Consider the following 14,351-nt stretch of genomic DNA (forward strand, 5'->3'; position numbering starts at 1 on the left):
AAAGGAAAAAAATGAAATTTTCAGGTTCTAATGTATTAGTTACAGGTGCAAGTAGAGGAATTGGTGCAGAAATTGCAAAAACACTTGCAAATTTTGGACTAAAAGTTTGGATAAATTATAGAAGTGGAGCTGAAGCAGCTGAAGCTATCAAAGAAGAAATTGAAAAAGCTGGTGGAAAAGCTGCTATCATCAAAGCTGACGTAACAAATGAAGAAGAATTTTCAAATGCAATTAAAACAATTGTAGATGCTGATGGAGAATTATCTTATTTAGTTAATAATGCGGGGATTACAAAAGATAAATTAGCATTAAGAATGAGTGTTGCTGATTTTAATGATGTAATTAATGCAAATTTAACTTCTGCATTTATTGGATGTAGAGAATCTTTAAAAGTTATGGGTAAAAAAAGATTTGGTTCAGTTGTTAATATTTCTTCAATTGTAGGAGAAATGGGAAATCCTGGTCAAACTAATTATTCAGCTTCAAAAGGTGGGTTAAATGCAATGACTAAATCTTTTGCAAAAGAAGCAGCATCAAGAGGAATTAGATACAATGCCGTAACTCCTGGATTTATTCAAACTGATATGACTCATGAATTAAAAGAAGAAGTTAAAGCAGAATATGAAAAAAACATTCCTCTTTCAAGATTTGGTAAACCTAGTGAAATCGCTGATGCAGTAGCATTTTTATTGAGTGATCATGCTTCATATATTACAGGTGAAATATTAAAAGTTAATGGTGGATTATACGTTTAATATAGTCTTAAAAAGTTTAAATATATAATTTAAAAGAGTTTTTAAAAACTTTTTTGGTATAATACAAAGATAATTTTATAAAAGGAAATAAATATGGCATTATTAGATGATGTAAAAGCAGTAGTTGTTGAGCAATTAGATTGTGATCCAGCAGAAGTAAAAGAAGATTCAAAATTCATTGAAGATTTAGGTGCTGATTCACTAGATGTAGTTGAACTTGTAATGGCTTTAGAAGAGAAATTTGACATTGAAATCCCAGATGAAGATGCTGAAAAAATCTTAACTGTTGCTGATGCTATAAAATACATCGAAAATAACGCGTAATTTATACGCTGTAAATAGAAGAGAAAATCTTCTATTTATATATTTAAACTATTGAGTTTTTTGTAAAAAAATTGAATAATTCAAATAATTAACATGGAGCATATTTAATGAGAAGAGTTGTTGTAACAGGTATAGGTACTATAAATTCTACAGGACATAACGTAAAAGATTCTTTTGAAGCTGTTGTGAACGGTGTTTGTGGTATTGATACTATAACACTATTTGATGCAAGTGATTTTTCAGTACAAATTGCTGGAGAAGTAAAAGATTTTGATCCAACAACAGTTATGGATAAAAAAGAAGTAAAAAAAGCGGATAGATTTATTCAATTAGGTATTAAAGCAGCTCTTGAAGCAATGGTAGATTCGGGATATATTACAGAAGAAAGTAAAAAAGTTGATGCATCAATTGCTGATAGATTTGGAATTATTTCAGGTTCTGGAATTGGTGGATTATCGACTATTGAAAAGAATTCAGTAGTTTGTGAAACAAAAGGTTCAAGAAAAATTTCACCATTTTTTATTCCTTCATCTTTAGCAAATATGCTAAGTGGATTTATTTCAATTGAACATAATTTAAAAGGTCCATCTTTATCTCATGTAACAGCTTGTGCTGCTTCAACTCATGCTTTAAATGATGCTGTAAAAACAATTATGTTAAATGGTGCAGATAGAATTCTTGTAGTAGGAGCTGAATCAGCTATTTGTGGAGCTGGAGTTGGTGGATTTGCAGCAATGAAAGCACTATCAACAAGAAATGATGATCCAAAAAAATCTTCTAGACCATTTGATATGGATAGAGATGGTTTTGTAATGGGAGAAGGTGCCGGTGCACTTGTAGTTGAAGATTTAGAAATAGCTTTAGCAAGAGGTGCTAAAATCTATTGTGAAATTATTGGTTTTGGAGAATCTGGAGATGCAAATCACATTACGTCTCCGGTTACTGATGGTCCATTAAGAGCTATGAAAGCAGCTTTTGAAATGGCTAAGAATATAACTGGTGAATATCCAAAAATCGATTATATCAATACTCATGGTACTTCTACTCCTGTTGGAGATAAAAATGAAACTGCTGCAATTAAAGAGGCATTTGGTGGAAAAGAAAATTGTCCTCCTGTTTCTTCAACTAAAGGACAAATTGGTCACTGCTTAGGAGCAGCTGGTGCAATTGAAGCTATTATGGCTATTAAAGCATTAGAAGAAGGAATTATTCCTCCAACAATTAACGTAGAAAATCAAGATCCTGATTGTGATTTAGATATAGTTCCAAATGTTGCAAGAAAAGTAGAATTAACAACTGTAATGAGTAATAATTTTGGTTTTGGTGGAACAAACGGTTCAGTTATTTTCAGAAAGTATATAAAATAATTTAAAACTAACCTAACTATTAAAGAGCTAATTAAAAATTAGCTCTTTTTTTTTTAAGGAAAAACTTTGGCAGCTTACCTAGAATTTGAAGATAAAATCAAAAAGATTGAAGAAGATATTATAATAGCTAAAACAAAAGCTGATGAACATGCAGTAGAAATTTTAGAAAAAAAATTAGAAAAAGAAGTAGAAAAAACTTTTAAAAATTTAAGTGACTATCAAAAACTTCAACTTGCACGTCATCCAGATAGACCTTATGCACTTGATTATATTTCAGGATTATTAACTAATTCTTATGAAATACATGGTGATAGACATTATGTAGATGATCATGCTATTGTATGTTATTTGGGTTATATTGGAACACAAAAAGTATTAGTAATTGGTGAACAAAAAGGTAGAGGGACAAAAGATAAACTTTACAGAAATTTTGGAATGCCTAGTCCTGAAGGATATAGAAAAGCTTTAAGAGCTGCTAAAATGGCAGATAAATTTCAAATACCAATTTTAATGTTAGTTGACACTCCGGGTGCATATCCAGGAATTGGAGCAGAAGAGAGAAATCAAAGTGAAGCTATTGCGAAAAATCTATACGAATTTGCTGATTTAACAACTCCTACTATTTCTGTTGTAATTGGAGAAGGTGGTTCAGGTGGAGCATTAGCTATCTCAGTTGCTGATAAACTTGCAATGATGAGATACTCTGTTTATGCTGTTATTTCGCCTGAAGGATGTAGTGCAATTTTATGGAACGACCCATCAAAAGTTGAAACGGCTGCAAATGCACTAAAAATTACAGCTGAAAATTTAAAAGAATTAAATTTAATTGATGATGTAATTAATGAGCCTTTAATTGGAGCACATAGACAAAAAGAAGAAGCTATTTTTGCATTAAAAGAGTATTTTTTAACTTCTTTAGAAGAGTTAAAAAAATTAACTCCAGCACAAAGAGCTCAAAAGAAATATGAAAAAATTATGGCTTTAGGATCTTTCGAAGATAAATAATAGACAAGATTACATATCTTGTCTATCTCTTACCAATCTTCCAACAGGTTCCCCACCTATTAAATGAAAATGTAAATGATGGACCTCTTGTCCACCATCATTTCCTATATTTGTAATCAATCTATAACCACTTTCTCTTACGTTTAATTTTGAAGCAACTTTTTGAATAAATTCAGTCATTCCTGACATAATTTTTGGAGGAATTACATCAAATGAATCATAATGTTCTTTTGGAATAATTAAAACATGAATTTTTCTTGTTGGATTTATATCATTAAAAGCTAAAAAATTTTCATCTTCTAAAATAGTTTGATTTGGTATTTCACCTTTTACAATCTTACAGAATATACACATTATTTTTCCTTGAATTTAATTAGTAAATTATTATAACCAAACTCTAATAAATCTTTATGTATAATCGCAATTTCATAGAATTATATAGTTTATTTATACAGATAATTATTCAAAAAAATAGGGAGAAAAAGTGACACAGTGGATTGAAAAAATAACCAATGCAGAATCACTTGAAGAGTTAGAAAATTTAAGAATTGACACTTTAGGGAAAAAAGGTGTACTTACTTTAGAATTTGCTAAAATGAAAAGTGTACCAAATGAAGAAAAGAAAGCTTTTGCTGAAAACTTAAACAAACAAAAAACTTTAATAACAGAAGCTTTAGAATCAAAAAAAATTGTTTTAGAAAAAATTGCATTAAATGAAAAATTAGAAAATGAAAAAATTGATGTAACAAGATTTAATAATGAATTATCATGTGGCGCAACTCATCCAGTTGTTGAAACAATGGATAGAATAATTAGATATTTCCAAAACTTAAATTTTGCTGTTGAAGAAGGTCCATTAGTAGAAGATGATTTTCATAACTTTGAAGCATTAAATCTTCCTAAATATCACCCAGCAAGAGATATGCAAGATACATTTTATAACAAAGATTACACTCTATTGAGAACTCATACTTCTCCTGTTCAAATTAGAACTATGTTAAGTCAAAAAACTCCTATTAGAATGATTGCACCAGGAACTGTATTTAGAAGAGATTTTGATATTACACATACTCCAATGTTTCATCAAATTGAAGCCTTGGTTGTTGATGAAGCTGATAAAGTTTCGTTTGCAAACTTAAAACATGTTTTAGTTGAATTTTTACAACATATGTTTGGAGATGTAGAAGTTAGATTTAGACCTTCATTTTTCCCATTTACGGAACCATCGGCTGAAGTTGATATTTCATGTGTATTCTGTAAAGGTGATGGATGTAGAGTTTGTTCACAAACAGGATGGCTTGAAGTTCTAGGTTGTGGTGTTGTTGATGAAAATGTATTTAAAGCAGTTGGATATGAAAATAAATCTGGATATGCTTTTGGATTAGGTGTTGAAAGATTTGCAATGCTAATTCATAATATTGGAGATTTAAGATCACTGTTTGAAAGTGATACAAGACTATTAGGACAATTCAAATGATTATTACAAAAAATTGGTTAGAAGATTTTATCGATATTTCAAAAATATCTGTTGAAGAGATTTGTAAAACATTAAACTCTATTGGTCTTGAAGTTGATAGTGTAGAAAATCTTTGTGTACCTTCAAAAGTTGTTGTTGGAAAAGTATTAGAAAAAGTTAAACACCCTGAAGCTGATAAACTAAACATTTGTCAAGTTGATTTAGGTGATAAAGTTGTTCAAATTGTTTGTGGTGCAAAAAATGTTGATGTAAACCAATATGTACCAATTGCAACTGTTGGTTGTGATTTAGGAAATGATTTTATTATTAAAGAAGCAAAATTAAGAGGTGTTGAATCAAACGGAATGATTTGTTCATCAACTGAACTTGGTCTTCCAAAACTTAATGATGGAATTTTAGTTTTAGATAACTCTATTGGTGAATTAGTTTTAGGTAAAGAGTTAAAAGAGTACCCAAAATTAAATGACTCAGTAATTGAAATTGGATTAACTGCAAACAGAGGTGATTGTTTAAGTATTTATGGAATAGTAAGAGAATTAAGTGCATTTTATTCTCTACCATTATTAGAACTTGATAAACAAATTAATTATAATGAATTTGGAATTGGTCAAGTGTTTGAAATAGATTGTGAAAGTTGTGTTGATGCTTCTTTATCTTTCAAAGCTGTAAATTTTGAAAATTTCAAATTGAATGTATTAACAAAATATAGAACAGCAATAATTGGAAAATATCAAGACAATAACGATATTAAAAATATTTTAACTTATGTTACACATTCAACAGGTGTAATTTTAAATGCTTATTCAAAAGAGAAAACTTTAAAAAACAACAATTTAAGTATTTTACACGTAAAAAAAGATGAAGATGGATTTGACAACATCTATGGAATGGAACAATTAAGTAAAATTTGTGTTGAGCAAAAAGATATTGAATTAATTGGTAATGATTTTATAATTGAAGCTTCTTATATCAATCCTGAATTAATATCAAAAAAAGTTTTTGACAAAAAAATCAAAACTGGAGATGTGTATTATAAAGCTTCAAGAGGAAGTGAACCAAATATAGAATTTGGTATGGATTATCTAGCAAATTTAGTTTCAAAATCTGGTGCTTTAGTTTATAGAGGAAGTGAAACATTTATAGAAGATAAAGAAAAATTAACTTTAGATGTTAGTACAAAAAAAATCAATTCGATAATTGGTCAAGAAATTCCTAAAATTGAGATTGAAAGAATTCTTATTTCATTAGGATTTGAAGTAAAAGATACTGTTGATAATGTTTTAGCAATAAAAATTCCATACTACAGACATGACATAAAAAATGTTGCCGATGTAACAGAAGAGATAGTAAGAATTATTGGTATTGATAATATTATTTCAAAACCTTTAGAAATAGATGAAGTAAATAGAGTAAATAAAACTTCAATTGATTTAATCAAAAAAAATAAATTAAGATTTAAAGCAATTGAAAACGGTTTTTTTGAAACATTAACTTATGTATTTGCTTCAAAAGAAAATCTTGAAAAATATGGATTTAAAACTGTAAAAGATGAACTTGAACTTATAAATCCTATTGTAAAAGAGTTAAATACATATAGAACAACTATGCTTTTAAATTTAGTTGAAGCATGTGCAAATAACTTCAAAATTGGGGCAAGATCAACTGCATTTTTTGAAATTGGTACAATTTTTGATGAAAATAGAAAAGAGAGTAAAAAAATATCTTTTATTCAAACAGGTTTTTTTGAACTTGAAGAGATACAAAATGCTGGAAAACCAAAAAATATAGATTTTTTCTCTTTTGCTAAAAAGATTTTAAATACAGTTGGTAAATTTGATTTAGAAGCGATGACTACAATTGATAATCAATTTATTCATCCATATCAAAATGCAAATGTTTTAATTGATGGAAAAGTTGTTGGATTTATTTCAAAATTGCATCCAAGTGTTTGTGAAGATTATGATTTAAGTGATACATTTATTGCTGAAATAGATTTTGAAGCAATTAAAAATGATATTATTAAAACAACATCATATTCGAAATTCCAATCATCAAAAAAAGATTTAAGTATTATTGCTCCAAAATCTTTAGAATACAAAGAGATTAAAAAAGCAATTGATTCATTAAACAATAAAAATATTAAACAATTCAACTTAATTGATGTTTATAATGATGAAAAATTAGGTGAAAATGAAAGTTTAACAATTAGATTTGTTTTACAAAATGATGAAAAAACAATGGAAGAAGAAGATATTACAACAACAATGAATTCAATTCTTGATGTATTAAATCAAAAATTATCAATTGGCTTAAGATAATAAAAAAGGGAAAAAGTGGAAAAATTTAGTATAAAAAAATTAGTAAAACCATTTAATATTGAAATAGATTCAATTGCAAGTGATAAATCAATATCACACAGATGTGCTATGTTTTCACTTTTTTCGTCTCAAACTTCATATATAAAAAATTATTTAACGGCTGAAGATACTTTAAATACTTTGAGTATTGTTGAACAACTTGGAGCAATTATAAAAAGAGATGGAAGTTATGTTGAAATAACTCCAACACAAACTTTAACTGAACCATCTAATGTTTTAGATTGTGGAAACTCTGGAACTGCGATGAGACTATTTTGTGGTTTACTTGCAAGTGTTGATGGAGCATTTACACTAACAGGTGATAAATACTTAAGAAATAGACCTATGAAAAGAGTTGCAGATCCTTTAAGAAGTATTGGTGCTTTAATTGATGGAAGAGAAAATGGAAATAAAGCTCCTTTATTTATTAGAGGAGTAAAAGAACTTCAACCATTTACTTATCATTCACCTGTTGATTCTGCACAAGTAAAATCAGCTATGATTCTTGCAGCTCTTAGAGCAAATGGAATTTCAAAATATAAAGAAAATGAACTTACACGTGATCATACTGAAAGAATGTTAAAAGGTATGGGTGCAACTTTAGAAAATGATAGTGAAGGATATATAAATATTCATCCTTTAACTGGACATTTAAAACCTCTAAATATTACAGTCCCAACCGATCCAAGTTCAGCATTTTTCTTTGCTGTTGCAGCTGCAATTACTCCAGATTCAAGAGTTCTAATAAAAAATGTAACATTAAATCCAACAAGAGTTGAAGCTTATGAAGTTTTAAAAAGAATGGGTGTAATTGTAAACTTTATTGAAAAAGAGAATGTTTATGAACCAATTGGAGATATTGAAGTAATTTACAATGAATTAAATGGTGTAGAAGTTAGTGAAAATATCTCTTGGTTAATTGATGAATTACCTGCTCTTTCAATTGCTATGAGTTTAGCAAAAGGAAAATCAAAAGTTTCAAATGCAAAAGAATTAAGAGTTAAAGAGAGTGATAGAATCTCAAGTGTTGTAAATAATCTTAAACTTTGTGGTGTTGAATATACAGAGTTTGAAGATGGTTACGAAATAGTTGGTGGAACGATGAAAAAAGCTATAATAAATTCACATGGAGACCATAGAATTGCAATGAGCTTTTCAATTGCTGGATTAAATTGTGATATGGATATTGAAGATACTCAATGTATAGAAACTTCATTTCCAAATTTTAAAGAGATTGTTGACTCGTTATATAAATAAGGTAAATAATGGAAATTAAATTAGCATCAAATTATGGATTTTGTTTTGGTGTAAAAAGAGCTATTAAAATTGCTGAAGACTATAAGAATTCGGCAACAATGGGACCACTAATTCATAATCAAGATGAAATAAATAGATTAAAAAATGATTTTAATGTAGGTTTATATACAAATTTAAGTGATGTGAAAGAGAATGATACAGTAATCATCAGAACACATGGTATTCCTAAAAATGATTTAAAAAATTTAAGAAAATTAAATGCAAAAGTCATAAATGCAACTTGTCCTTTTGTTACTACTCCTCAACAAATAGTTAAAAAAATGTCAAGTGAAGGGTACTCTATTCTTATTTTTGGAGATGCTGATCATCCTGAAGTAAAAGGTGTACAATCATATGGAGAAGACCAAGATGATGTACATATTATTTTAGAACCATCTGATTTAGAAAAAATCACTTTTAAAAATAATAAAATTGCAACCGTTGCACAAACTACAAAAAAGAAAGAAAAGTATCTTGAAATTGTAAATGCCTTAATTTTAAAAAATAAAGAAGTTAGAGTATTTAACACAATTTGTGATGCTACATTTGAGAATCAAGATGCAGCAAGAGAACTATCAAAAGAAGTTGATATTATGATTGTAATTGGTGGTAAAAATTCATCAAATACAAAACAATTACACTCAATTTGTATTGAAAATTGTCCCGATTCATATCTAATAGAAAATGAAAATGAACTAGATATAAATTGGTTTTTAAACAAAAAATTGTGTGGAATAACTGCTGGTGCAAGCACGCCTGACTGGATAATTCAACAAGTAGTAAACAAAATAAAATCATTTAACTAAGAGTTTTTAAGCCTTTTTTCTGTATAATCGTTCCATTTAATAAAACTGGTAAATATGAAGGAATAAAATGGGTATCGAAGATATTGATTTAGGTGAAGACTTTGATTTTGAGCAAATGCTTAATGAGTCTTTTGAGAATTCGGAAAATAATTCTGTGGTTGATGGTGTAATTGTTGAAATTACTAATGAAAGAGTTTTAGTTGATGTTGGTCAAAAAATTGAAGGTCAATTATCTGTTTCAGAAATTACAATCGGTGGTGAAGTAAAATACAAAGTTGGTGATGTAATCCCTGTTATGTTAATGGGTAATAGAGGAGAAAGACCAAGTATTTCTCACAAAAAAGTTTTACAAAAAGAAAAATTTGATGCTTTTGTAAAAGCTCATGGTGAAAACTTTGAAGATGTAACTATTGAAGGTAAAATCGTTTCTGTTAAACAAAGAGGTGGTTTTATTATCGAAGATGCTGATGGTTGTGAATATTTCATGCCTATGGCACAATCTTACCTAAAAGCACAAGGTGCAATTGGAAAAACTGTAAAAGCTAAAGTTATCAAAGTTAATAAAGCTCAAAATTCAATTATTGTTTCAAGAAAAAAATTAATTGAAGAATCAAAAGCTGTAAAAGATAACAAAGTTACTGAAATTTTAGATAATAAAGAACCAATCAATGGTATTATCAAAAAAATTACTTCTTATGGAATGTTTGTAGATTTAGGTGGAATTGATGGTTTAGTAAACTACAATGAAATCTCTTACAAAGGTCCTGTAAATCCTGCAAATTATTACAACGAAGGTGATGAAGTTTCTGTTGTAGTTTTATCTTATGACAAAGCAAAACAACACTTATCATTATCAATCAAAGCTGCTTTATCAAATCCTTGGGAAGAGATTAAAGATGAATTAGAAGTTGGTGATACAATTACTGTTACTGTTTCTAATTTTGAATCTTATGGGGCATTCGTTGATTTAGGAAATGACATTGAAGGTTTATTACATATTTCTGAAATTTCATGGAATAAAAACTTAAAAAATCCAAAAGAACTTTTAACAATCGGTGAAGAAATCAATGTTGAAGTTATTGAATTAAATGTTGAGCAAAAAAGATTAAGAGTATCTTTAAAAAATTTACAAGAAAAACCTTTCACTAAATTTACTAATGAGCACAAAGTTGGTGATGTTATAAAAGGTAGAATTGCTACTTTAACTGATTTTGGTGCATTTGTATCAATTGGTGAAGTTGATGGTTTATTACACAATGAAGAAGCTTCTTGGGAACCAAACGCAAAATGTAAAACACTGTTTAAAAAAGGTGATGATGTTGAAGTAAAAATCATCAAAATTGATAAAGAAAAAGAAAATATTTCATTATCAATCAAAGAAATAGCTGATTCTCCTGCAAAAAGATTCCAAGATACATATAAACTTGGTGATATTGTAAAAGGAACAGTAAAAGATACTAAAGATTTCGGTGTGTTCATTAAATTAGAAAATAATCTTGATGGATTAATCAGAAATGAAGATTTTGGACCATTAAAACCTGAAGAGATCAAAAATGGTGATGAAATTGAAGCTGTAATTGTAAATATTGATACTAAAAAAAATAGAGTTAGATTATCAGTAAAAAGATTAGAGCAACAACAAGAGAGAGAAGTTTTAAAATCTGTTAATGATGATTCATCTATGACTTTAGGTGATATTTTAAAAGATCAAATAAAATAATAGGAATTATTTAATGAGTAAACATACAATTGTAGTTTGTGATCATATACATGAAGCTGGTTTACAAATTCTTCAAAATACAGAAGATGTAAACTACGTATATGCAGCAGACGTAAATAAAACAGAGCTATTAGATATTATTAAAGATGCTCATGTGGCAATTACTAGATCTTCAACTGATGTTGATGAAAAATTTTTAAATGCTGCAACAAATTTAAAAGCACTTATTAGAGCTGGTGTTGGATACGATAATGTTGATATTGATGGATGTAGTAAAAGAGGAATAATCGCAATGAATGTTCCAACTGCAAACACAATAGCAGCAGTTGAATTAACAATGACACATATGTTATCTTGTATGAGAAAATTCCCATATGCTCACAATCAATTAAAAAATGATAGAGTATGGAAAAGAGAAGATTGGTATGGAAATGAACTTTATGGTAAAAAATTAGGTGTTATCGGTTTTGGTAACATTGGACATAGAGTTGCATTAAGAGCTAAATCATTTGAAATGGATGTAGTTACATACGATCCATATATTCCTTCAACTAAAGCAACTGATTTAGGTATCAAATACACAACAAATTTCGAAGACATTTTAGCTTGTGATATTATTACAATTCACACACCAAAAAATAAAGAAACTATTGATATGATTTCTTTTGATGAAATTGCAAAAATGAAAGATGGTGTAATTTTAATAAATTGTGCTAGAGGTGGATTATATAATGAAGATGCATTATATGAAAACCTAAAATCTGGAAAAATTGCAATGGCTGGAATCGATGTATTCAAAAAAGAACCTGCAACAAATAATCCTTTACTAGATTTACCAAATATAACTGTAACTGCACACTTAGGTGCAAATACAAAAGAGTCTCAAAAAGAGATTTCTATTCAAGCAGCAAATAATGCTATTGAATCAGCAAGAGGAATTGCATATCCAAATGCCTTAAATTTACCAATTGATGAAAGTAAAATTCCTTCATTTGTAAAACCATATATTGAATTAACTCAAAAAATGGCATTTTTATTGGCTCAAATTAGTAAAAGTGAAATTAGATCTATCAATATCTCAGCAGAAGGTAAAATCTCTGAATATTTAGACTCTTTACAAACTTTTGCAACAGTTGGTGTTTTAGCTGTAAGTTCTGGAAGTGAAGTTAATTACGTTAATGCAAACTTCATCGCAAAAGAAAAAGGTATTGAATTAACAATGTCTGAATTATCTAACTTAAGTGGATACCAAAATAAAGTTACAATCAAAATAACAACTCCAACGGGTGTTAAAACTATTTCTGGAACTGTATTTAATGACGATGTACAAAGAATTGTTGAACTAAGTGGTTTCCAATTAGACATTGAACCAAAAGGTAAAATGATTATCATGAGAAACAACGATGTACCTGGTGTTATTGGTGAAGTTGGAAAAATCTTAGGTGATAACAAAATAAATATTGCTGACTTTAGATTATCAAGAGGTAAAGAGGGTGCATTAGCAGTTATTCTTCTTGATGAAAAACCAAGTTCAGAAGTAATTAAAAAACTTGATAATTTAGAAGCTGCAATTGCAGTTGCTTACGCTGAAATATAAGGAGAGAATATGGCAATTGGTATGAGTGAATTAAAAAAAGGATTAAAAATCGAAGTTGATGGAATTCCTTACAAAATTACAGAATATCAACATGTAAAACCTGGAAAAGGTGCTGCATTTGTTAGATGTAAAATCAAATCATTTTTAAATGGAAAAGTTATTGAAAAAACTTTCCACGCTGGTGATAAATGTGAAGTTCCAAATTTACAACAAAAACAAATGCAATTTTTATATGATGATGGTGAATTATTACAATTTATGGATAACACAACTTATGAGCAAGAAGGTTTAACTTACGAGCAAGTTGGTGATGCATTTGATTGGATTATCGATGGTATGACTTGTGATATGATGTATTTTAATGGAAAAGCAATCACAGTTGAACCACCAATGGTAGTTGAATTAAAAATTGTTGAAACTCCACCTAACTTCAAAGGTGATTCTCAAGGTGGAAGAAAACCTGCAACTTTAGAATCAGGTGCAGTTGTTCAAATTCCTTTCCATATCTTAGAAGGTGATATTATCAAAGTAGACACTAGAACTGGTGAATACTTAGAAAAAGTAAAATAGTAGCTTTGCTACTATTTTCTTTTTAGAAACATAATCTTATCTTCTCCAATATAATTCTCATGTAATATTTCAAAGTTTATATCAATATCATTTAGAGCATTTTGACCATTTTTTATCTTCGAATTTACAATCAATATTAAAAAATCTATTCTCTCTTTTAATTTATCTAATAGTGTGTAAACACCTTCTATCATAACAAATTTATAATCAAGTAATTTAAACAAATCATCTGAAATAATTACATTTCTATTAGGAATTCTAAATAAAGGGATATTATTATCAAATATTTTGTTTTTGCTATAGATAAAAACATCAGGAGCTCGGCCAGCAATATATCTTGCATCAAGGGTTGGTTTATCAACTCTTACACTATTTCCACCAATAACAAGTAAATCAATTTTATCTCTTAAAGTATGAACATAAGCCAATGCCCTATTCCCAGATATTTTACCATCAATACTTCCATTTAAAGTTTGTGCCATTTTGAAAAAAATACAACTTTTATTTTGCCAGGAAATAAAAGGTAAAAGAAGGTTTAAACCTTCTTCTTCTAATATTCCAACTGATACATCAATATTTGCATTTTTTAATGTTTCTAAGCCTCCTGCTGCAGTTTTATTTGGATCTTTGACACTAATTATTACTCTTTTTGGTTTTAACTCTTTTAGAAGATTAGCACAAGATGGAGTCTTACCTATGTGATTACATGGTTCTAATGTTACATATATATCACAATCATTAAAAAAATCGTTATGATTCTTTAAAAAAAATTCATGAATATCACTTGAACTACTTTTTGTTTTAACTACAGAATTTGGATTTACTTTCAAATATGCAGCTTTTAGTGCATTAATCTCTGCATGTGGCATTCCAGCCTCTTTATGAGCTTCAATTGCAAGTAATTTTCCATCTTTAACAATTACGCAACCAACAGCAGGATTTGGATAAGTTAAAAGTTGATATTTCCATGCTTCATCAATTGCTAATTTCATATAAAAATTATCATCTATTTTCATTTTATAAATCGCTTTTTTAATAAATTTTAGGAAAGTAGTATATATTAAGTAGTTTTAATTA

13 protein-coding genes are annotated in these 14,351 nt (G+C 28.5%); 11 read left to right on the top strand and 2 right to left on the bottom strand.

Features of this window, described 5'->3' with window-relative positions; genetic code table 11:
- Nucleotides 1-11 precede the first annotated feature (11 nt).
- The 4 genes from fabG to accA all read left to right on the top strand — a co-directional run bounded on the left by fabG (nt 12) and on the right by accA (nt 3,451).
- Nucleotides 12-755 carry a 3-oxoacyl-ACP reductase FabG gene (fabG, locus tag AELL_RS12615; RefSeq protein ID WP_118918286.1) on the top strand — a complete coding sequence of 248 codons (744 nt, stop codon included), beginning with the start codon at nt 12-14 and terminating at the stop codon, nt 753-755.
- Between the two features lie 93 nt (nt 756-848).
- On the top strand, nt 849-1,079 hold the full coding sequence (gene acpP / locus AELL_RS12620; protein WP_004510944.1) for an acyl carrier protein: 231 nt from the start codon (nt 849-851) through the stop codon (nt 1,077-1,079).
- Between the two features lie 107 nt (nt 1,080-1,186).
- Nucleotides 1,187-2,446, top strand: coding sequence for a beta-ketoacyl-ACP synthase II (locus AELL_RS12625; protein WP_118918287.1), 1,260 nt, complete (start codon nt 1,187-1,189; stop codon nt 2,444-2,446).
- A gap of 66 nt (nt 2,447-2,512) precedes the next feature.
- A complete protein-coding gene (gene accA / locus AELL_RS12630; RefSeq protein ID WP_118918288.1) occupies nt 2,513-3,451 on the top strand; it encodes an acetyl-CoA carboxylase carboxyl transferase subunit alpha in 939 nt (312 codons plus the stop codon).
- Between the two features lie 9 nt (nt 3,452-3,460).
- On the opposite strand, the gene AELL_RS12635 is transcribed toward accA, so the two are convergent.
- Nucleotides 3,461-3,805, bottom strand: coding sequence for a histidine triad nucleotide-binding protein (locus tag AELL_RS12635; protein ID WP_118918289.1), 345 nt, complete (start codon nt 3,803-3,805; stop codon nt 3,461-3,463).
- Between the two features lie 130 nt (nt 3,806-3,935).
- Here AELL_RS12635 and pheS point away from each other — a divergent pair, with 130 nt between their 5' ends.
- The 7 genes from pheS (at nt 3,936) to efp (ending at nt 13,274) form a co-directional block, all read left to right on the top strand.
- On the top strand, nt 3,936-4,928 hold the full coding sequence (gene pheS / locus AELL_RS12640; protein ID WP_118918290.1) for a phenylalanine--tRNA ligase subunit alpha: 993 nt from the start codon (nt 3,936-3,938) through the stop codon (nt 4,926-4,928).
- A complete protein-coding gene (gene pheT / locus AELL_RS12645) occupies nt 4,925-7,246 on the top strand; it encodes a phenylalanine--tRNA ligase subunit beta (protein WP_118918291.1) in 2,322 nt (773 codons plus the stop codon). The genes pheS and pheT overlap by 4 nt, the downstream gene beginning before the upstream one ends.
- A gap of 15 nt (nt 7,247-7,261) precedes the next feature.
- Nucleotides 7,262-8,542, top strand: a complete 1,281-nt coding sequence (gene aroA / locus AELL_RS12650; protein WP_118918292.1) for a 3-phosphoshikimate 1-carboxyvinyltransferase — start codon at nt 7,262-7,264, stop codon at nt 8,540-8,542.
- 8 nt (nt 8,543-8,550) lie between these two features.
- Nucleotides 8,551-9,387, top strand: coding sequence for a 4-hydroxy-3-methylbut-2-enyl diphosphate reductase (locus AELL_RS12655; protein ID WP_118918293.1), 837 nt, complete (start codon nt 8,551-8,553; stop codon nt 9,385-9,387).
- 67 nt (nt 9,388-9,454) lie between these two features.
- Nucleotides 9,455-11,107 (top strand): 30S ribosomal protein S1, encoded by a 1,653-nt coding sequence (locus AELL_RS12660; RefSeq protein ID WP_118918294.1) that lies wholly within the window; start codon nt 9,455-9,457, stop codon nt 11,105-11,107.
- A 13-nt stretch (nt 11,108-11,120) separates the two neighbouring features.
- Complete coding sequence (gene serA, locus AELL_RS12665; protein WP_118918295.1) at nt 11,121-12,704, top strand: phosphoglycerate dehydrogenase; 1,584 nt, start codon at nt 11,121-11,123, stop codon at nt 12,702-12,704.
- Nucleotides 12,705-12,713: 9 nt separating this feature from the next.
- A complete protein-coding gene (efp, locus tag AELL_RS12670; protein WP_118918296.1) occupies nt 12,714-13,274 on the top strand; it encodes an elongation factor P in 561 nt (186 codons plus the stop codon).
- An 11-nt stretch (nt 13,275-13,285) separates the two neighbouring features.
- On the opposite strand, the gene ribD is transcribed toward efp, so the two are convergent.
- A complete protein-coding gene (gene ribD, locus AELL_RS12675) occupies nt 13,286-14,290 on the bottom strand; it encodes a bifunctional diaminohydroxyphosphoribosylaminopyrimidine deaminase/5-amino-6-(5-phosphoribosylamino)uracil reductase RibD (RefSeq protein WP_118918297.1) in 1,005 nt (334 codons plus the stop codon).
- Nucleotides 14,291-14,351 lie beyond the last annotated feature (61 nt).

The sequence above is a fragment of the Arcobacter ellisii genome (assembly GCF_003544915.1).
Classification (GTDB): Bacteria; Campylobacterota; Campylobacteria; order Campylobacterales; family Arcobacteraceae; genus Aliarcobacter; species Aliarcobacter ellisii.